This is a genomic window from Actinomyces sp. HMSC065F12, from assembly GCF_001814535.1.
Lineage (GTDB): Bacteria > Actinomycetota > Actinomycetes > Actinomycetales > Actinomycetaceae > Pauljensenia > Pauljensenia radingae_A.
This window is the reverse complement of record NZ_KV817041.1, coordinates 55,953-75,508: the sequence shown is the minus strand read 5'-3', so window position 1 is coordinate 75,508 and position 19,556 is coordinate 55,953. Positions and strand designations below refer to the sequence as shown.

Here is a 19,556-nt window from a genome sequence, read left to right as displayed (position 1 = left end):
GACGGGCAGGACCCGACCGATGCGCCCCACGAGGCGAGACCTCAGCGATATGCCCCACCATATCGACATGGAAGCGCATGTGCTTTTTCAAGGTCCGCACCACACCAGCTGAAAGTGGAGGTGCGGGCCTTTGCCGCGCTAATGTGACCTCATGACAGTGCCTCATGATTCGACCCGACCATCGTCGAACTCGTCGCGATCCCTTCGCTCCCGCGTGGCAACGGGATTCGGATCGCTGGCTCGCACCGCCTCTCGTGCTCTGGGACGAGGTTCAGGCGGAATGATCGGTGGGAGAGTCGCCCTCGCACTGGCTCCAAACGTTCTTTCGGAAGTGTCCCGAGGGTGCCGTTGCGTCACAGTCACCGGCACGAACGGTAAATCCACGACGACGCGAATGATTCGCGCAGCGCTGTCCACACGCGGGCAGGTTGCCTCGAACGTGAACGGCGACAACATGCCGCCCGGCATTGTCAGTGCGTTCATGATGGCGCCTCGCGCACAATTCGCTGCACTGGAAGTCGATGAAATGCACCTGCCGATCGTTGCCGGACAGGTCAACCCTGCAGTGATGGTGCTGCTCAACTTGTCACGCGACCAGCTGGATCGTGTCGGTGAAATCGGCACAGTGGAGCGGCGGCTGCGTCAGGCAGTCAATGCCCACCCCGATGCAACCATTGTTGCGAACTGTGATGATCCCCTGATCGCTTCAGCCGCATGGGATGCGAAGTCGGTGATCTGGGTGGCAGCCGGTACCACGTGGGGGGCGGACTCAGCAGGATTTCCCCGCGGCGGCAGGCTCGTGCGTCAAGGCGATGATTGGCATGTAGTCGGGGCAGACCACCCCTATCGGCGTCCCGAACCTGACTGGTGGCTGGAAAAGGTCGAGGCGTCCGGCCAGGCGACACTTCGTTCGCGCGAGGGCCACGCCACCGACGTGAAACTGAATTTGCCTGGAGCAGCGAACCTCGGCAACGCGGCGCACGCGATCGTGGCTGCGCATCAAGTGGGCGTCGACATTGACGGCGCGAGTCGGGCGATCGGTGAGGTCAGAGAAGTAGCAGGGAGGTATTCCACTCACGAGGTCAATGGTCGCCGCGTGCGTATGATGCTGGCGAAGAACCCGGCCGGGTGGCAGGAAGCCATGACGATGGTGGATGCCACTGCGAACGGACTGGTCATCGCGGTGAACGGGCAGATCCCTGATGGCGAAGACCTGTCATGGCTGTGGGACGTGGACTTTTCAGTGCTCCAACAGTATCCGTGCGCCGAACGCGTCGTGGCGTCGGGGGAACGCGCGGCGGATCTGGCTGTGCGCCTCGAATATGCAGGCATCCACTGTGAATGTGTGCCCGACACGATCGAGGCATTGACGCGCTGTGCTGAAGGACGCATCGAATTCCTGGCAAACTACACGTCATTTCGTGACACGAAACGTGAAATTGACCGGCGCGAAAAAGAACGCCACGCCGGTACGCAGAGCACGCAGACGACGGCCGAGGGAGGACGCGATGAGTGAATCAACCTTGCGGATCGGTGTGCTCTACCCCGAAGTACTGGGCACGTACGGCGATACCGGCAACGCGGTGGTGCTGTGCGAACGCGCACGCAGGCGCGGAATTGATGCTGACATCATCAGCGTCGACCTGGACACATGCGTGCCTGAAGACCTTGACCTGTACACCCTGGGTGGGGGAGAGGACACCGCCCAGGCTCTCGCCGCTCGAAAAATGAGTGACGGCACCGGGCTGAAACGCGCTGTTGAGCGGGGTGCCCCCATTCTGGCGATCTGCGCCTCCCTGCAGGTGCTGGGCCAATGGTACGAGGATGCTAACGCAGTGCGCGTGCCCGGTTTGGGATTCCTGGACGTCACCACCGCACCTCAGGGCAGCAGAACTATCGGTGAGATTCTCACCACTCCCCGAATCGACGGGCTGACCGACCTGCTCACAGGATTTGAAAATCATGGCGGTGCCACAACATGCGGACCGGATGCCACGCCACTGGCAACCGTCATCCGCGGAACGGGCAACGGCGTCAATACTGGCGACGGAGCATGCGACGGTGTCCACCAGGGATCTATCATCGCCACCTATATGCACGGTCCCGTCCTGGCGCGCAACCCGCAGCTGGCTGACTACCTGCTGAGCCAGGCAATGGGAATAGCGATGACAGACCTGTCTGAACTGACTGTTCCCGGCGTGCAGCGCCTGCGCGAAGAACGCCTGCAGGCTGTGCACAGTGAGGTCGGCAACTGAACTCCTGAATCACAAAGTTGAGTGGAATAGACTCAAGGTGTGTGTCGTTGTAATGAGTAGATCAGACAACGAAGCCCGTCAGACTCCCTCGTCGACCGAAAACTAACGGTCCGGAAGGTGGCTGAGGGGCAACACTTTAGGAGGTACACGTGAGCGAAGAGTTCACAACGAAGGCTCAGGAAGCCATCGGATCGGCGCTGCAGTCAGCGGCAGCCGCATCCAATCCGCAGGTCGAGCCCCTGCATCTGCTGGGCGCACTGCTCGAACAAAACGAGGGTATCGCCCTGTCCCTGCTGGCAAGCGTTGGAGCAGACCGGAAGGTCGTGGGCGCACGCACCCGCAGCGCTTTGGTGAAACTGCCCTCCACACAAGGTGCCACGACCACTCAGCCCGCCACATCCCGCACGCTGCTCACCGTCATCACCGACGCGCAGCGCAGGGCGAAAGAGGGTGGGGACCAGTACACGTCAACCGAACACCTGCTCATCGCGCTCGCAGCCTCGGGCACGGATGCAGGAAAGATCCTGACCGATCAGGGGGCGACGGAAGAAGCGCTGACCCGTGCACTTTCGCAGCTGCGCCCTGACCCGATCACGTCGGCCAACCCCGAAGGCTCATTTGAAGCACTCGAGAAATACGGTCGCGACCTGACGCAGGTGGCGCGTGAAGGAAAACTCGACCCGGTCATCGGCCGTGACAACGAGATCCGCCGCATCATTCAGGTCCTGTCACGACGCACGAAGAATAACCCTGTGCTGATCGGTGAACCCGGTGTCGGCAAGACCGCTGTGGTCGAAGGCTTGGCGCAACGAATTGTTGCCGGTGACGTGCCCGACTCGCTCAAAGACAAACGAGTCGTGTCACTGGACATCTCATCGATGGTGGCAGGTGCCAAGTATCGTGGCGACTTCGAGGAGCGATTCAAAGCCGTTCTCAACGAAATCGCACGTTCGGACGGGCAGATCATCACTTTCATTGATGAGCTGCACACAGTTGTTGGCGCCGGTGCCGCTGAAGGATCAATGGATGCGGGCAACATGCTCAAACCCATGCTGGCGCGCGGCGAGCTGCGGATGGTGGGTGCCACCACACTGGACGAGTACCGCGAAAACATCGAAAAGGACCCTGCACTGGAACGCCGTTTCCAGCAGGTCTTTATCGGGGAGCCGTCAGTGGAGGACACCATCGCCGTTCTGCGCGGCATTGCACCCAAGTACGAAGCACACCACAAAGTCACGATTTCCGACGGTGCCCTCGTCGCTGCTGCGCAACTGTCCGACCGCTACATTACCGGGAGGCAACTACCCGACAAGGCGATTGACCTGATTGACGAGGCCGCATCCAGGCTGCGTATGGAACTGGATTCCAGCCCCGTGGAAATTGATCAGCTGCGTCGCCAGGTGGACAGGCTGCGCATGGAGGAATCCTACCTTGCCGAGTCCGATCCCGATCAGGGGGATGCTGCCACGCAGGAACGCCTGGTGAAGCTGCGCAAGGACCTGGCTGACCGGCAGGAAGAACTCAACGCGCTGACCAGCCGGTGGGAGGCTGAAAAGGCCGGGCACAACAAGGTCGGTGACCTGCGTGTCACGCTCGATGACCTGCGCACTCAACTGGAGCTGGCGATCCGCCAGAACAAATGGGAGGAAGCCGGTCGCTTGCAAAACGGCGAGATCCCCGCTGTCGAACACCAGATCGAGCAGGCCGAGTCGGAAGCCGAACGTGACGCGGCAGACGGCAGCACGCCTGAGCCGATGATCGCGGAGAAAGTCGATGCCACCACCATCGCGGAAGTTGTCGAGTCATGGACCGGAATTCCTGTGGGGCGCCTGCTCCAGGGGGAAACCGAGAAACTGCTTGAGATGGAAGACGTGATCGGCAAGCGACTGATCGGTCAGAAGAAGGCTGTTCGCGCCGTAGCCGATGCGGTGCGTCGTTCGCGCGCCGGGCTGTCTGACCCGAACCGTCCCGATGGATCATTCCTGTTCCTCGGACCCACTGGTGTCGGTAAGACCGAGCTGGCACGCTCGCTGGCGGACTTCCTCTTCGACGATGAGCGCGCCATGGTGCGAATCGACATGAGCGAGTATTCCGAGAAGCATTCGGTTGCTCGCCTGGTCGGATCTCCGCCCGGATATGTCGGATACGAGGAAGGCGGTCAGCTCACCGAGGCCGTTCGCCGCCGCCCGTACTGCGTCATTTTGTTGGACGAGGTCGAGAAGGCCGATCCTGAGATCTTCAACATCCTGTTGCAGGTCCTGGACGACGGGCGACTGACCGACGGGCAGGGACGCACGGTTGACTTCCGCAACACGATCCTCATTCTGACATCGAACCTGGGCTCACAGTTCCTCGCCGACAGCGCGCTGTCACAGCAGGAACGCCATGACGCGGTCATGCAGCAGGTGCGGATGGCATTTAAACCTGAGTTCCTCAACCGTCTTGATGAGGTCCTCATGTTTGAACCGCTCACCAGTGAAGAGCTGGCGCAGATCGCAGACCTTCAGGTTGCGGCGCTTGCCCGTCGATTGGCTGACCGGCGCATCGCGCTGACGGTGACCGAACCGGCACGCCGATGGCTGACTCGTGCAGGATACGATCCGGCCTATGGTGCTCGTCCGTTGCGTCGCACTGTTCAGCGCGAGGTGGGGGACCGACTGGCCACGATGATTCTGTCCGGCCAGGTGCATGACGGTGACGAAGTGCGCGTGGATGTCAGCGAGGATCTCAGATCCCTGACGATGCAGCGCGTCAGGCCATCCGAGCCTGATGGCGACGAGTATGGCGATCATTCGCCGGACCACAGCGCCGAGCAAAGCGAATACACGCCGGACGACAGCGCCGAGTAAGCGTCGGGAAATCCTGCACCCGCCGTTCCTGATAGGTAAAATCGCAAGTGAATAATTGGTGGGGTGATCACTGGTGCCGCCTTCGTCTAGTTTGGCGAGGGCGGCTCAGTTTGATGCTGAGTTGCAGATAGACTGGGGACGGATCTATCCGTGGCGCATTCAAAGCACCGGTTCAAAGACATGTTGAGGTGGCAATCGTGACGACAGGGCGCAAGAATCGCGGTTCATACTCGACTGGCCTGGCCACCCGCGAATCTATCCTGAACGCGGCGATGTCGCTCATCTCGCGCCGTGGCTTCGCCGGCATATCATTGCGTGACATCGGTCGTGAAGTGGGAATATTCCATCCTGCGGTCATCTACCACTTCCCATCAAAAGAAGCGCTGCTGGGTTCTGTGATCAACCGCATGGAGGAACGAGCGGGGCTGGTTGATTTCGTGGAAGACGCCGAAAATGGCCGGACCGTTCAGGCGCGCGTCATTCCCGAAACGCTGTTCGACTTTGCGATCGCCATGATGAGATTGGCGAACAACCCGGATGTCTCGATGATTATTGACCTGGAGTGCATTCTTGCAGTCGAAGCAGCATCAACGACGCACCCTGTTCACGATCACTTCGTCGCGAGGATCTATGCGATCCACGATTTCCTGCGCGACGAGGTGACCCGCTTGGCATCTGAGGGCATTGTCAAGACCGATCTCAGTCCGGCGTTCCTGGCGAAAACCCTTATGCAGATATGGTTCGGCCTGTCTCTGCAGGCCCGCTACTCCGACGATGAGCAGGCGGGGCGCCAAACAGTGGCTATCTTCCTGGCACAGACCCACCGACTCCTCGGACTGGATTCGGACACAACACTGAAAGTGGGCCAGGCGATCCCTGAAGAAGTCGGTGACGTTTATGCACGTTTCCTGCGAGTGGCAGGGACTCTCAGTTCGTAACCTGGAGGCATAGTGGCTGACATGGATCTGTACCCCGTCCCGTTCGAACACGCGCTCGCAGTGGTGCGCAGCGACCGCACGCTGTATGTGCAAGGCGATGAGTCAGTGGTCTACCCTCTGGCATCGGTCACGAAAGTCATCGCCTCACGCGCCATCCTTGTGGCAATTGACCAGCACCTGATGAACCTTGATGATCCGCTGGGGCCGACAGGATCTACCGTGCGTCACCTGCTGGCTCACGCCTCCGGAATTGCAGCCGACTCGCGCGAGGCGCAGGTGCCCCCAGAAACGGAGCGGATCTATTCCAACGCAGGCTTCGACATCTTAGGGGAGGCAACAAGCGAGGCCACAGGTGAGGAACTCAGTCGCTGGATCGAGCTGAGTGTCCTGGAGCCGCTGGGAATGACAACAGCAGATGCGCCCGGATCTCCTGCTTATTCCGCGGTTGGAAGTGCGGCGGATCTGATTGCTCTGGCTCAGGAGCTCCTCGCTCCCACGCTGATCAGCGAGGACCTTGATCAACAATCCGTGTCAGTGCAGTTCCCTGATCTGGATGGCTTCGTGCCTGGATACCGTAAGCACCGCCCGTGCCCCTGGGGGCTGGGCGTGGAGATCCGCGGCCACAAATCGCCGCATTGGACATCTCAGCATGCTGACCCCGCCACGTTTGGGCACTTCGGAGTGTCCGGCTCGTTCATCTGGGTTGACCGTGGTCGAGACCTGGCGGCTGTATTCGTCGGCACAGAGAAGTTTGGCAGTTGGCACAAGAAGAATTGGTGCCTGCTCAATGATCAGATTCTTGAGCGCTTCGCATAAGGGCACTGCTGGCGACGCCTTGCAACGGTGCCCTGCTGGCGACAGCCTCCGATAACGCTCTGCTGCCGGCCCATTTGTCTGCGCTCCACGCATCGAGAGTATGCGTCGTGCGGCCACCTCGGGCAGAGGGACCCTAATGTGCGATCTCAACGATGACCGGCACGTGGTCAGAGGCTCCCTTGCCTTTGCGTTCATCGCGATCAATCCACGCCTGCGTGATGCGGGCGTCAAGTGCAGGCGTCGCATACATGAAGTCAATGCGCATTCCTTCGTTACGAGGGAAACGCAGCTGCTGGTAGTCCCAGTACGTGTAGTTCGTGACGCGAGGACGAGTCGCTTCCACCCATCCATCGGCTGCAAAAGCCTCAAAGGCGGAACGCTCTGGCTGTGTGACGTGGGTGCGGCCGTCGAAGAAGTCGATATCCCACACGTCCTCATCGCGCGGTGCCACATTCCAGTCGCCCACCAGCAGTGCGCTCGGTGAGCCGCCCTCATCCGATGCCGTTGCAGGTGGGACAGCGCCGCCCTCGGCCAGTGTGTCCTCACCCGGGGCATCGCCCTTGGACACCCCGCTGGAATCGCCTGCAACGTAAGGTGAAACGGCAGCGCGCAGTGCGGCGAGCCACTGGAGTTTGTACTGGTAGTGCGGGTGGTCAATCTCGCGGCCGTTCGGAACATACAGACTCCACACATCCAGTCCTTCAGGCGTTCCATCGTCGATCCGCACTCGCAGGGCACGCGCTTCGACGCGCGCAGGATCTCCCCATGTGGGTGCTCCCGGAAAGTCGCGGGATACGCTGAGAATGGGAAGCCTGGAAGCGATCGCCACGCCATTCCACTGGTTGAGTCCGTGAATCTCCACGCGGTAGCCGGCATCGGTGAACGCGTCAATCGGGAACTGATCCGGCTTGCATTTGATCTCCTGCATTGCCAGGACGTCCAGATTCCACCGCGCGCAGCACTCGATGACGCGGTCGACGCGGGTACGGGCTGAGTTAATGTTCCAGGTTCCAATCCTCATGCCTCCACCCTACCGGCGCAGGCTACGCGTTGAGCGAGCACGGATCCGTCGGCGCATGCTGGTCACTGAGCGAGCATGCACGCGCCGGCGACCTTACGATGAGGTTATGGGTACAGCTTTAGTCACGGGAGCAACATCAGGTCTGGGAGAAGAATTCTGCTGGCAACTTGCCGAGGCGGGACATGATCTGGTTCTGGTTGCCCGCACGCAGGAAAAACTCGATGACCTGTCCAATCGTCTGGAGCAGATCGCGAACATCACGACCGAGGTGATCGCAGCTGACCTGTCGCAAGCCGGGGACGTACAGCGGGTTGCCGAGCGTCTCGACGTTCAGCCTGATGATGAATCTGGATGTGCACCGGTGGGCCTGCTGGTCAATAACGCAGGGATGGGTCTGGGGGAGGAGTTCCTCGACAACGAACTGGAGACGGAAGAGCAGGCCCTGGATGTGATGGTGCGAGCCGTCATGGTGCTGTCGTACCACGCTGGTCGTGCCATGCGCCGACGAGGAGTAGGCGCCATCTGCAACATCTCCTCCATCGCTGCAGAGACCGGGATGGGTACCTATAGCGCGCACAAAGCGTGGGTGAAAGCCTTCAGCGAAGGATTGGCGTTCGAACTGGAAGGAACCGGGGTGACTGTCACCGCTGTATCACCGGGCATGACGCGCACAAACTTCCACAAGGCAGCTGATGTTGATGTGTCCGACACACCGGGATGGATCTGGTCGGATGCGGAAACGGTGGTCTCGCAAGCTCTTGAGGCCGTTCGTCGCGGGCGGGTGCTGGTGACGGCGACTGCGCTGTATAAGAGCGCGAATGTGGTCTCTCGGCTGACTCCGCGGTGGTTGATGCGTAAGGTGATGCGCGCCGTTCCGCACATGTAGCGTGACGGGGCTGCTAGCATCGCGGGGCGTTGTGCGGGCAAGTTTGCCAAAATTGTTACCAAATGTAAACAAATGTAACGCGCTGCAATTGCATACATTTTGTGGAGACAACGTTGTAGAGTAAAAGCAACGTCGATCGTTGATCGGCACCTGAGAGGCGGCTCGATCTGAGAGGCCACCGAATTCAGGTTTTTGACACGAAGGAGTGAACGAAAATGGCAACCAGAAAAGGAATTGCCTTGGCAGCTGGCGCTGCTGCGATGGTGCTGATGACGGCATGTAGCAGTGGCGGTGGCGGACAGGCATCAGGGGACTCAGGTGCCTCTGGTGGTGGCGCAACCGGTGAATTCGAGGGGCGCGGCCCCATCACCTATGTGCAGGGTAAAGACAACTCCGGTCTGATGGCTCCCATGTTGGAGGATTGGAACAAGGACCACCCGAACGAAAAGGTTGAGATGATCGAGTTGTCGGCCGAAGCCGATCAGCAGCGCAACTCGATGGTTCAGAACGCTCAGACCCAATCAGATGCATACTGCGTTATTTCTCTGGACAACATCCACGTCGCCGAATTTGCTGCTCACCGCTGGGTTGAGCCGCTCAACGAGGCAGACTTTCCCAAGGACAAGATTCTGCCGGCTGTGTGGCAGACAGGCCTGTACCGTGACCAGCTCTACGCCATGCCCCATGGCTCTGATGGTGGCATTTTGTACTACCGCAAGGATCTGCTTGAGCAGGCCGGTGTGACCGATCCGCCCAAGACGTGGGATGACATGAAGAAGGGCTGCGAAGCTGTGCGCGGCCTCGACGGTCATTCAGACATCGGGTGCTATGGCGGACAGATGGCCAAGTACGAAGGCCTGACGGTCAACGTTGACGAAGCCATTCACTCCGCCGGCGGACAGATTGTCAGCCCCGAGGGCGAAGTAGTCGTCGACTCGCCTGAAGCCCTCAAGGGTCTGCAGACGCTTGAAAATGCCTTCAAGGATAACTTCATTCCTGAAGAAGCCTTGACTTACAAGGAAGAAGAAGGCCGCGCCGCATTCGAAGCCGACCGCCTGGTCTACTACCGCAACTGGCCATACCAGTACTCCCTGACCAAGGAAAAGCTGGGCGACAAGTTCGGAGTTGCTCCGCTGCCTGGTTTGACCGCAGATCAGCCTGAAGGAGGCGTGTCCTCACTGGGCGGCCACAACGTCGCCATCTCCAGCTTCTGCAAGAACAAGGCGACCGCGTACGACTTCATCAAGTGGTTCACTTCAGAGGAAATCGGAAAGCGCATGCTCACCGAGCAGACGCTGGCTCCGATCTACACCGCGTTGTACGAGGATCCGGAACTGATCGATCAGTACCCGTATCTGCCGGCGCTGAAGGGCTCCATCGAGAGCGCTGCACCGCGCCCGCAGGTTGTCAACTATGGCGACGTGTCGGCAGCGATTCAGGATGCCGTCTTCCCTGTTCTGCAGAGACAGGCAACGCCTGAACAGGCCCTTAAGGATTTGAGCGCCAAGCTCACCGAGCTCACGGCTGGCCAGCAGTAAGTTTGTCACCGCTCCTGGTTGGGTGGCTTGTGCCACCCAACCAGGAGCCTTAGCGCGCTTTCCAGGAGGAAGAACTCATGGCGAAAGCACCCACTCAGAAGACGCAACGTCGCGGAAAATCTGAGTCGCAGAAACAGCAAAGTCGCTTGGCGGCGTTGCTTGTTTCGCCCACCATCATCGTTATTTCAATCGTCATTTTGTTCCCCACGATTTCGGCTCTGTATCAGTCGCTGTTCGGCGCCAAGGGAATCGATCCTGAAACAGGATTCGTCAACGATACCGAGCCATTCGTTGGACTGGACAATTACATCAACATCTTCGCCGGAGACACCGGCGCACGATTCTGGACTGCGTTCTGGAACACGACATTCTTCGCGTTTGTCACAGTCAGTATCGAAGCTGTCCTCGGCGTGATCATGGCGCTCATCATGCACCAGGCCATCAAGGCGCGCGGGTTCGTCCGTGCGGCAATCCTCGTGCCATGGGCAATCCCCACTGCCATCTCGGCCGTGCTGTGGAAGTGGATCTTCGATGCGCACGGAGCTGCGAACGCTCTGCTCAATACGCAGATCCTGTGGGCGACATCTGAATGGCCCGCCAAATTCGCCATCATCATCGCTGACACGTGGAAGACGGCGCCGTTCATCGGACTGCTAACCCTGGCCGGTCTGCAGATCATTCCCGAGGAAGTCTACGAGGCAGCCAAGATTGACGGTGCAAACGCATGGCGTCGTTTCCTGTCCATCACGCTTCCACTGGTCAAACCAGCACTCGTTGTCGCAGTCCTGTTCCGCGCTCTCGATGCTCTGCGCATGTTCGACCTGCCCTACATTCTGATCGGACCGCGTAAAGGATCTGTCGAAACGCTGTCCATGCTGGTTCAGGATGAGGCAACAAACCTGAGATACGGGTCAGGTGCTGCGTACGCAGTGATCCTGTTCCTCTACGTCTTCCTCATATCCTTCGCCTTCATCAAGCTGCTCGGCGCAGAACTGTTTGAAGATGACGGCCAGTCGCAGAAGAGCTCGAAGCTGCGTTTGAGCGCGTTCTTCAAGCGTTCGAAGGAAGCGAAAGAAGTCCAAAGGCCACCCTCGTCCACCACCGGGGGAGCTGACGCGCCTGCCCAGGCCGGATTGACTGCGGAGGTGTCACGATGAAAAGCAAAGGTGTCAAGGCGGCTCTGCTCGACACGTCCTCATGGATCGGCATCATCGCGATCGTGGTGTTCTGTTTAGCTCCGTTCTACTGGATGATCGTGTCCTCACTGCGTCCCACGCGCGACATTTTCGACACGACGCTGTGGCCGCGCGAAGTGAGCATGGAAAACTACGTTGAGGTCTTCAAGCCAGACCGCCTGTTCACGCAGTCACTGTTGAACTCGCTGATCGTTGCCGGCGTGACGACGATTCTGGCACTGCTGGTCGCGACGTTCACCGCGTACGCTCTGGCGCGACTGGAATTCCCGGGCAAGACGTTGGTACTGACCATTGTCATCGCCTCGTCGATGTTCCCGTTGGTTGCCATCGTGGTGCCGTTGCTCAAGCTGTTTACACAGTGGGAATGGATCAACACCTATCAGTCGATGATTGTGCCCGACCTGTCATTCGCACTGCCGCTGGCCGTGTGGAACCTGACCAGCTTCTTCAGGCAGATGCCGCGCGAACTGGAACAGGCCGCAATGGTCGATGGCTGCACGCCAGGTCAGGCCTTCCGCAAAGTCATCATTCCGATCGCCGCTCCTGGCATTTTCACCACTGCCATCATCGTCTTTATCAATGCGTGGAATGAGTTCCTCATTGCCGTGACGATGGTCAACAAGCAGGACATGAAGACTGCTCCGGTCATTGTGTCCCAGTTCGGTGGCGTATCCGGGTTTGAGACGCCGTTCGGCTCCCAGATGGCGGCCGGCGTGGTGGTCACCGTACCGCTGGTCATCATGGTGCTGATCTTCCAGCGCCGCATCGTTGCCGGCCTGGCAGCAGGTGGCGTCAAACAGTAAAGAAGGCACAGGCGCCGCGGAACGCCAGACGGAACGGGCAACCGAGGCGCCAGGGTACTCCACTACACGCGAATACTCCCCAGGTGAAATGTCCAATGTGATGTCATGGGGCAAGCTCTCCGCGCCGGCACTGCACGCGGTAGGCTTGCCCCATGACTAATGACTCCCATAAATCGCGCCTGGCCGAACTGGTACGTGAACTCGCCGTGATCCACGAGCACGTCACGCTGGCATCGGGCAAAGAATCTGATTTCTACGTCGATATGCGCCGAGCCACCCTCCATCACGAGGCAGGCCCCCTGATCGGCCACGTCATGCTGGACATGCTGGAAGAAGCTGGTTTCGGGCCCGAAGACTACGACGCGGTGGGCGGTCTGACGATGGGCGCCGACCCGGTGGCCACCGCCATGATGCACGCAGCCGCCTCTCGCGGCCTGAACCTGGACGCATTCGTGGTGCGCAAAGCAGCCAAGGACCACGGCATGAAGCGCCGCATCGAAGGCCCAGACGTTCAGGGCAGGCGAGTGATCGTCCTGGAAGATACATCCACCACGGGTGGCTCACCGATCGAAGCTGTCCATGCTCTGCGTGAAGCCGGGGCAGAAGTCCTGGCAGTTGCCGTTGTTGTGGATCGCGCCACGGGTGCCAAAGAGCGTATCGAAGCAGAAGGACTGCCGTATTTCAGTGCCCTGGGACTGGCTGACCTCGACCTCGACTAGTTTTTACCTCGATCTCAGTGAGTGCTGACCGGAAGGTCGATTCACGAGGGTAGCCTGCACGCTGATCCCAGCCTGGCGCGGATTGGCCGGAGCTTAGCCGCGCCCGGCTTCGACCAATTCGACCAGATCGCCAATGCCTTGGTGAACACCAAACGGGCGGTACGGGAAATTCTGAATTTCGTGTTCATCGGTTGAGCCAGTGAGCACGAGGTGTGTGCGCAGTCCGGCCTCCACACCGGCCTGAATATCGGTATCCATACGGTCACCGACCATCGCCGCGGTCTCGGAGTGTGCGCCGATTTTATTGAGCGCGGCCCGGATCATAATGGGGTTCGGTTTACCTACGTAGTAGGGCGAGCGGTTTGTTGCACGCTCGATCATCGCGGCAATGGAGCCAGTTGCCGGAAGGGTGCCCTCGTCGGAAGGCCCGGTCGCATCGGGGTTGGTAGCGATGAACTTCGCGCCTTTTTCGATCAAACGGATCGCGCGAGTCAGGGCGTTGAAGTCGTAGGAGCGTGTTTCGCCCAGAATCACGAATTCAGGATCCGTGTCGGTCATGATATAGCCCGCATTGTGCAGAGCAGTGGTCAGGCCGGCCTCGCCAATAATGTAAGCCGATGATTGCGGGGACTGCTGCGACAGGAACGCAGCGGTCGCGTTGGCAGACGTCCAAATACGGTCTTCCGGCACGTCCAGGCCGGAACGAGCCAGTCGGGCGGACAGGTCGCGGTTCGTGAACGTTGAATTATTCGTCAGTACCAGGAACGGCATGTTGTGCGATTTCAATGCGTCGAGGAACTCCTGCGCACCGGGAAGCGCGCGGTTTTCCTTGACCAGGACGCCATCCATGTCGGACAGCCAGGCAGTGGCCGGTGGCATCTGCGAGAGCGGCACCGTGTCGTAGAGGTTTTCGTTCATGGCTCTAATGTATCGAGGATCTACCGTTAGTGGGCAGATGCGGGGCAAGAAGGTGCAGATGCTGTCGCGACATGTGTCTACGTGTATGGCGGTGCGCGGCATTCAGGTCGAGAAGTGGCAAGACGAGGCGAGGGGGCAAGCTGGAATGCAGTGTCAAGGCGACCTGTGAAACCGAGGTGCTCATTATCCGTGTACCCTAGTCGCCGTGGAGGATACGAATCGTTCAACAGCATCCAACGCTCCTACAGGGGTAGGGCCGTGGCCAGGGGGATCAAATTCATGGCCCGATGACGAGCGACTCGACCCCGACTTGTTGGCGAACGGCGATACGCGAAACGTTGAAGACCAGTACCGTTACTGGACCATGGATGCCATCCGTGCCGACATGGCACAGCGCTCCACCGGGCTGCATGTGGCGATTGAAAACGTCGAGCATGATTTCAATATCGGCTCGATTGTGCGCACCGCAAACGCTCTTGGCGCCAGACGTGTGTGGATTGTGGGGCGTAAGCGGTGGAATCGTCGAGGCGCGATGGTCACTGATCGCTACCTGGATGTAGCGCATGTTGACGACTGTCAGGCACTCGCTCGCCAGTGCGTCGAGCAGGGAATCACGCTTATCGGTATCGACAATGTGGAGGGCTCGCGCCCGCTCGAAGGGGCCGTGATTCCCGAGCGGGCATGCCTGGTTTTTGGTGCCGAACGCGGCGGGCTGAGCGAAGCTATGCGGCGGGCTTGTTCCCAGATCCTGCACATCACGCAGTATGGGTCGACCCGGTCGATGAATGTGGGTCATGCCGCTGCCATTGCTATGTGGGCATGGGTTGTGCAAACAAAGGCGACGAGCTAGAGGCCATTGTCAACACTCATGCGCTGGGCCTGCTGCCAATAAGTGTGCAATGGTCGGACGGGACTTTCTCCCCTCCACGGCCGAGCAAAACATGAGATAATACTGATTGACCGACTGTCGTTCAAAGAGGAGGCTCCTGTGCCTATCGCAACACCTGAGGTCTACAACGAAATGTTCGATCGCGCCAAGAAGGGCAAGTTTGCTTACCCTGCGATCAACGTGACCTCATCCCAAACTCTGACTGCAGCTCTGCGAGGCTTCGCGGAAGCAGAATCCGATGGCATCATCCAGGTTTCTGTGGGCGGCGCAGAATACTGGTCCGGCTCGACGATCAAGGATCGCGTTGCCGGCTCACTCGCTATGGCTGCATACGCACGCGAGGTTGCCAAGAACTACCCAGTCACCGTCGCGCTGCACACTGACCACTGCGCCAAGCAGAACATTGATTCCTGGATTCGTCCGCTCATGGAACTGGAAGCCGAAGAAGTCAAGGCAGGACGTCTGCCCTTCTACCAGTCCCACATGTGGGACGGCTCATCCGTTCCGTTGGACGAGAACCTGAAGATCGCTCAGGAACTGCTGGAGCTGTCGCAGAAGTCCAACACCATTCTTGAAGTTGAGATCGGTGTTGTCGGCGGCGAAGAAGACGGCATCAAGGGCGAGATCAACGAAAAGCTCTACACCACTCCTGAAGACGGCATCAAGACCGTCGAGGCACTGGGTCTGGGCGAAAAGGGCCGTTACATCACAGCGCTGACCTTCGGTAACGTCCACGGTGCGTACAAGCCTGGTTTCGTCAAGCTGCGCCCGGAGATCCTCGGAGAGATCCAGGAAGCTGTGGGCAAGAAGTTCGATGCTGGCGACCGACCCTTCGACCTGGTGATGCACGGCGGATCCGGTTCGACCGCTGAGGAAATCGCCACCGCTGTCGAAAACGGCGTCATCAAGATGAACGTCGACACCGACACGCAGTACGCATTCACCCGTCCCGTTGCCGCCTGGATGATGCAGAACGTCGAAGGCGTTCTGAAGATCGACGGCGAGGTCGGCGTGAAGAAGCAGTACGATCCTCGTTCATGGGGCAAGGCTGCTGAAGCTGGCATGGCTGCTCGCGTTGTCGAGGCATGTGAGCGTCTGGGCTCCACCGGCACCAAGATGAAGTAAGCATTCGCGAGCCGCTGTCACTGACAGCATCCGCGAACGGTCACCTTGCCGGTGACTGACGTGAAGAAGGCTCGGATGGGCGCGCTGTCGAGCGTGACCATCCGAGCCTTTTCGCTGTGTAAAGGCAGAAAACGGCGCCTGACTGCTCAAAATGGGGCGCAAGACGTCTGCTCGTGATGAGATACTGGTAGTGAAATCAACGTGGGAGGATCCAATGACGCAACAGTGGAATCGGATTGACGGCATGATGATTGCCCAGACACTCAATCCTGAAGAAGTCGCTGAAGACTTGTCCAAGAGAGGAATCGTCGCGCGACTGGAGTGGTTTGACCGCAGCACGCGGCTGCTGGGCTTTGTCATGGCATCCAACGATGATGGCAAGCTCGCCACCATCGGACCTCGCTCCGAGATCCTCAAACCGGGACCAACCGAACAGGAACTCGCTGACGAACTTGCCACCACCTACAAGGCCGAGGTGCGACTTGGCGCCGGCCAGTCAGACCACCTGGATGAAGTTGTTGACGGACCGCACGACGATGCGCGGGCGGACGAGGCAGGCGACGACGATTCCGGCAAGGACGCACCAGATACGGCCGACGAAACAGCCTCATTAAGCCAGGACGAACTGCGCGCCCAATTCAATGGCGACATGAACGAACCGCTCGATGCAGTGAAATCGCGCATTATCGAAATCGGACGGACTCCCGCATCGTCCGTCCCACTGCTGGCGGCACTCGAAGGTGTCGATATTGCAGATCTCGAGCTGCCCGGCGATGCACGCGCACTCTTTGCCGAACTGCCCCCGGAACGTTTGGGCTGGAACTTCGGCGATTTGCCGCTGGTCACGCTGTCCATGGCAGATGACGAATTCCAGATATTCCTGGTGACCGACGACCATCTTGAACATGTCATTTCCTTCAACTGGGCAATGCGATACCTGATGGTCCCCGGCAAACGCGGTGTCAGCGGGAAAAGCACCGACGAAATCGACGCGCTCGTCGGCGAAAACACGAATATGAAAGAAATCGCCGCGATGATTCCCGGTGCCGACGCCGACGCACTCATTGACGCCACCACAAAGAGCGGTGACGAGGCAGTGAAAGCCGTCGTGGCGGCAGTTGGCCTGCCGGATAGTGCCGCCGACTTCCTGCTCGGCAGGTGCGAGGCTGAAGCAGTTGAGGGAACGCAGCCTCACATGGCGCGCGGAATTTCCAATGCAATTGGTCGAAGCGTTGACATTCTGCTGCGGGAACCGGAAGCAACCGGCCACAACATCTGGGAGGCTTACCACTCGACCGCGCTTGAAAAGCCCTGGATTGTGCGCGTCGGCGCAGCGGTGGAAGCTGCAACCGGTGCGATGCTGGTGGCAACGGCGATCCGCACCTCGAAACCCCGATCCGGATGGAGCAAGGTCGCCGGTGTCCTCGGTTCACTGCTCATCATTGACTCCGTTGCTGAAGTGTCACTGGCGAAAATGCTGGCACTGCGAGCCGACCGACGCACGGACGCTGCCGCACAGTAGTTTCTTTCGTGGGGAACTGAGCGTTGTGGGCGGAGACGGCATGGGATGTTGAGGCTGTTACCGCAGTCTTTCTGCATCCAGGAGCCATACGGCCATTGCGCCCTGGCCGCGGTTATTCCATGCGTAGTACGGCACCAATGTTGCGCGAGTGCTTGTCAATGACGGCGAGTGATGCGAGTACAGTGCCGCGTTGTCCGAGGAGGTGGCCGCGGCGGCAGAAAGATGAAGCTCGTAGAGACCGAGCTCATTGTTGAAAGAAGTATCGGCGTCAGAGCAATCGGCTATGGCAATGCATGGTATGGGTGCATCGTTGTCAATCTCTTCAGCGCAATACACCAGAGGTCCACGTTCAATTGCCACCTTGCCGGCGCAGTCTCCTACGCGGGGATTTGCCCACACGCGGGTTGTGTCCATCGCAAGACGAAGGTCCAACTGCGTCGAGTCGTGCCACGTTCGTTCGATGCACGCGTACCCGTCGCGCATCGCAGGGGTAACGGACTCGCCATTGATGGCCAGTGCGAATGACGAAGCCCATTGCGGAATTCGTAAACGCAGCATGTGCTCTGTCGGGGAACTGGCACTGACAGTGAGACTGACGTCGCCATCCCATGGCATGTTGCTCGTCTGCTGGATTTTCATGCTGCCGTTTGCAACAGGCCACGATGCCTCACTGCTGATATAGAGATTGACGGTCATCACTTCAGCCTTGTGATCGTCAGCAGTGTGACACGTGGTATCTGCGGAAAAAGTGGCAGGAGAGTCGCCCTCGTCGATGGAGTAAATAAAGTGTTCGAGCGAAGTGAGCAGACGTGCGAAATTCGGCGGGCAGCATGCGCACCCAAACCACGGTGAGCGCGAACGTGTCCCATCGGACTCAAGAGGATTATCGTAGAAATAGCTCATGCCATCGAGTGAGGCTCCGGAAAGCACCCCGTTGTACAGTGCGCGCTCAAGAACATCAATGTAACGTGCTTGACCGGTCATGTACGCCATGCGTTGTGCCCAGAAAACGAGGCCGATAGCTGCGCATGTTTCGGCGTAGCCGTGTTCGTTCGGCAGATGATAGGCAGGCCCGAAGGATTCGAGTGCTGGTTCGGATCCCACTCCGCCCGTGACATACATTTTGCGTGTCGTCACGTCATTCCACAGGGTCTCGCATGCGTCGCGCAGACGCTGATCTTGAGTGGCGATTGCGAGGTCAGCCATTGCGGTATAAAGGTACATGGCTCGCACTGCGTGCCCGACAGCTTCATCCTGCTCGCGTACGGGTCGATGCGCCTGATGATATTCGTATGTGTCATCTGACTGCATGCCTGTCCGCGCGCGTTCTTCGAGTGCGAAGTATGAGGGTTTCTGGCCGCGCCGATCAATAAAGCGTTGCGCCAATTCAAGATAGCGTGTCTGGTTCGTAAGACGAGCCAACTTTACCAAAGCGAGTTCAATTTCCTCGTGACCTGGGTAGCCGCCACTGCAGGGTCCATCATCTGCAAACACACGGTCAATCAGGTCGACATAGCGGGTGACAACACCCAGCAGTTTTGTCGAGCCGGTTGCATACGTATGCGCGACGGCAGCCTCAATGAGATGGCCGGCGCAATACAGCTCGTGTTGATCTCGCAAGTTTGTCCAGCGCTTGTCAGGCTCGACCAGCGTGAAATGGGTATTGAGATAGCCGTCGTCCTGCTGGGCGCCGGCAAGCAGTTCAATCGTGGAATCAACGGCTTTTTCGAGGGCGGGATCTGGATGGGAGGCCAGAGAATTCGATGCAGCTTCGATCCATTTGGCGATATCTGAATCCCAGAAGATGTGAGGTTCTGGTGTCTGGCCAGGTTTCCACGCCATTTTTAGCGCATCAAAATGATGCCCCGGTTTGCTCATCTGAGCCTGCTGATGGGAAAGTGAGCGCGTGCGGACGATTTCGCGACGTGGAGACCAGAAATCATCAGTAACTGTGACTGACTTGAGAGGCAGTGCGCCTGGTAACGGAGAAAAAAACGATAAATGTGAACGTTCACGAATCACGGCAGTGTGAATCCTTTCGAACCGTTTTCTTTGATGGTAGTAGCCTGATGGCCATTCGT

17 protein-coding genes are annotated in these 19,556 nt (G+C 59.1%); 14 read left to right on the top strand and 3 right to left on the bottom strand.

The features are described 5' to 3' along the window. Nucleotides 1-151 precede the first annotated feature (151 nt). The 5 genes from HMPREF2975_RS10535 (at nt 152) to HMPREF2975_RS10515 (ending at nt 6,858) form a co-directional block, all read left to right on the top strand. Nucleotides 152-1,516 (top strand): Mur ligase family protein, encoded by a 1,365-nt coding sequence (locus tag HMPREF2975_RS10535; RefSeq protein ID WP_070727686.1) that lies wholly within the window; start codon nt 152-154, stop codon nt 1,514-1,516. Next, nucleotides 1,509-2,255 (top strand): type 1 glutamine amidotransferase, encoded by a 747-nt coding sequence (locus HMPREF2975_RS10530; RefSeq protein ID WP_070727684.1) that lies wholly within the window; start codon nt 1,509-1,511, stop codon nt 2,253-2,255. Before HMPREF2975_RS10535 ends, HMPREF2975_RS10530 begins: the two co-directional genes overlap by 8 nt. Before the next feature lie 149 nt (nt 2,256-2,404). Next, complete coding sequence (gene clpB, locus HMPREF2975_RS10525; RefSeq protein ID WP_082628590.1) at nt 2,405-5,104, top strand: ATP-dependent chaperone ClpB; 2,700 nt, start codon at nt 2,405-2,407, stop codon at nt 5,102-5,104. Nucleotides 5,105-5,301: 197 nt separating this feature from the next. Continuing rightward, a complete protein-coding gene (locus tag HMPREF2975_RS10520) occupies nt 5,302-6,042 on the top strand; it encodes a TetR/AcrR family transcriptional regulator (protein ID WP_070727951.1) in 741 nt (246 codons plus the stop codon). Between the two features lie 21 nt (nt 6,043-6,063). Beyond that, complete coding sequence (locus HMPREF2975_RS10515) at nt 6,064-6,858, top strand: serine hydrolase domain-containing protein (RefSeq protein ID WP_070727948.1); 795 nt, start codon at nt 6,064-6,066, stop codon at nt 6,856-6,858. A 133-nt stretch (nt 6,859-6,991) separates the two neighbouring features. Here the strand turns inward: HMPREF2975_RS10515 and HMPREF2975_RS10510 are convergent, their stop codons facing one another. After that, nucleotides 6,992-7,879 carry an exodeoxyribonuclease III gene (locus HMPREF2975_RS10510; protein WP_070727682.1) on the bottom strand — a complete coding sequence of 296 codons (888 nt, stop codon included), beginning with the start codon at nt 7,877-7,879 and terminating at the stop codon, nt 6,992-6,994. 106 nt (nt 7,880-7,985) lie between these two features. On the opposite strand from HMPREF2975_RS10510, the gene HMPREF2975_RS10505 reads away from it, so the two are divergent. The 5 genes from HMPREF2975_RS10505 to pyrE all read left to right on the top strand — a co-directional run bounded on the left by HMPREF2975_RS10505 (nt 7,986) and on the right by pyrE (nt 13,021). After that, entirely contained in the window at nt 7,986-8,765 is a 780-nt protein-coding gene (locus tag HMPREF2975_RS10505; RefSeq protein ID WP_070727946.1) for an SDR family NAD(P)-dependent oxidoreductase, read from the top strand. A gap of 215 nt (nt 8,766-8,980) precedes the next feature. Further along, nucleotides 8,981-10,303, top strand: coding sequence for an ABC transporter substrate-binding protein (locus HMPREF2975_RS10500; protein ID WP_070727680.1), 1,323 nt, complete (start codon nt 8,981-8,983; stop codon nt 10,301-10,303). A 77-nt stretch (nt 10,304-10,380) separates the two neighbouring features. Beyond that, nucleotides 10,381-11,460, top strand: a complete 1,080-nt coding sequence (locus HMPREF2975_RS10495; RefSeq protein WP_070727678.1) for a carbohydrate ABC transporter permease — start codon at nt 10,381-10,383, stop codon at nt 11,458-11,460. Next, nucleotides 11,457-12,302, top strand: a complete 846-nt coding sequence (locus tag HMPREF2975_RS10490; protein WP_058237283.1) for a carbohydrate ABC transporter permease — start codon at nt 11,457-11,459, stop codon at nt 12,300-12,302. The genes HMPREF2975_RS10495 and HMPREF2975_RS10490 overlap by 4 nt, the downstream gene beginning before the upstream one ends. A 152-nt stretch (nt 12,303-12,454) precedes the next feature. After that, a complete protein-coding gene (pyrE, locus tag HMPREF2975_RS10485) occupies nt 12,455-13,021 on the top strand; it encodes an orotate phosphoribosyltransferase (RefSeq protein WP_058237282.1) in 567 nt (188 codons plus the stop codon). A 93-nt stretch (nt 13,022-13,114) separates the two neighbouring features. On the opposite strand, the gene HMPREF2975_RS10480 is transcribed toward pyrE, so the two are convergent. Beyond that, complete coding sequence (locus HMPREF2975_RS10480; RefSeq protein ID WP_058237281.1) at nt 13,115-13,939, bottom strand: HAD-IIA family hydrolase; 825 nt, start codon at nt 13,937-13,939, stop codon at nt 13,115-13,117. Here HMPREF2975_RS10480 and HMPREF2975_RS12835 point away from each other — a divergent pair. The 4 genes from HMPREF2975_RS12835 to HMPREF2975_RS10465 all read left to right on the top strand — a co-directional run bounded on the left by HMPREF2975_RS12835 (nt 13,938) and on the right by HMPREF2975_RS10465 (nt 17,475). After that, a complete protein-coding gene (locus HMPREF2975_RS12835) occupies nt 13,938-14,108 on the top strand; it encodes a hypothetical protein (RefSeq protein ID WP_227469378.1) in 171 nt (56 codons plus the stop codon). The genes HMPREF2975_RS10480 and HMPREF2975_RS12835 overlap by 2 nt on opposite strands. 36 nt (nt 14,109-14,144) lie before the next feature. After that, nucleotides 14,145-14,789 carry a TrmH family RNA methyltransferase gene (locus HMPREF2975_RS10475; protein WP_070727675.1) on the top strand — a complete coding sequence of 215 codons (645 nt, stop codon included), beginning with the start codon at nt 14,145-14,147 and terminating at the stop codon, nt 14,787-14,789. A gap of 138 nt (nt 14,790-14,927) precedes the next feature. Continuing rightward, entirely contained in the window at nt 14,928-15,953 is a 1,026-nt protein-coding gene (gene fbaA / locus HMPREF2975_RS10470; RefSeq protein WP_058237279.1) for a class II fructose-bisphosphate aldolase, read from the top strand. Between the two features lie 214 nt (nt 15,954-16,167). Further along, on the top strand, nt 16,168-17,475 hold the full coding sequence (locus HMPREF2975_RS10465; RefSeq protein WP_070727943.1) for a hypothetical protein: 1,308 nt from the start codon (nt 16,168-16,170) through the stop codon (nt 17,473-17,475). A gap of 57 nt (nt 17,476-17,532) precedes the next feature. Here HMPREF2975_RS10465 and HMPREF2975_RS10460 read toward each other — a convergent pair whose 3' ends face one another. Continuing rightward, entirely contained in the window at nt 17,533-19,497 is a 1,965-nt protein-coding gene (locus HMPREF2975_RS10460; protein ID WP_227469377.1) for a glycoside hydrolase family 127 protein, read from the bottom strand. Nucleotides 19,498-19,556 lie beyond the last annotated feature (59 nt).

Excerpts from the sequence above, each read along its gene's own strand:
- HMPREF2975_RS10535 (WP_070727686.1), top strand. The coding sequence starts at position 152 with ATGACAGTGCCTCATGATTCGACCCGACCATCGTCGAACTCGTCGCGA.
- HMPREF2975_RS10510 (WP_070727682.1), bottom strand. The coding sequence starts at position 7,879 with ATGAGGATTGGAACCTGGAACATTAACTCAGCCCGTACCCGCGTCGAC.
- HMPREF2975_RS10515 (WP_070727948.1), top strand. The coding sequence starts at position 6,064 with ATGGATCTGTACCCCGTCCCGTTCGAACACGCGCTCGCAGTGGTGCGC.
- HMPREF2975_RS10505 (WP_070727946.1), top strand. The coding sequence starts at position 7,986 with ATGGGTACAGCTTTAGTCACGGGAGCAACATCAGGTCTGGGAGAAGAA.
- HMPREF2975_RS10465 (WP_070727943.1), top strand. The coding sequence starts at position 16,168 with ATGACGCAACAGTGGAATCGGATTGACGGCATGATGATTGCCCAGACA.
- HMPREF2975_RS10480 (WP_058237281.1), bottom strand. The coding sequence starts at position 13,939 with ATGAACGAAAACCTCTACGACACGGTGCCGCTCTCGCAGATGCCACCG.
- HMPREF2975_RS10530 (WP_070727684.1), top strand. The coding sequence starts at position 1,509 with ATGAGTGAATCAACCTTGCGGATCGGTGTGCTCTACCCCGAAGTACTG.
- HMPREF2975_RS10500 (WP_070727680.1), top strand. The coding sequence starts at position 8,981 with ATGGCAACCAGAAAAGGAATTGCCTTGGCAGCTGGCGCTGCTGCGATG.
- HMPREF2975_RS12835 (WP_227469378.1), top strand. The coding sequence starts at position 13,938 with ATGGCTCTAATGTATCGAGGATCTACCGTTAGTGGGCAGATGCGGGGC.
- HMPREF2975_RS10495 (WP_070727678.1), top strand. The coding sequence starts at position 10,381 with ATGGCGAAAGCACCCACTCAGAAGACGCAACGTCGCGGAAAATCTGAG.
- HMPREF2975_RS10490 (WP_058237283.1), top strand. The coding sequence starts at position 11,457 with ATGAAAAGCAAAGGTGTCAAGGCGGCTCTGCTCGACACGTCCTCATGG.
- pyrE (WP_058237282.1), top strand. The coding sequence starts at position 12,455 with ATGACTAATGACTCCCATAAATCGCGCCTGGCCGAACTGGTACGTGAA.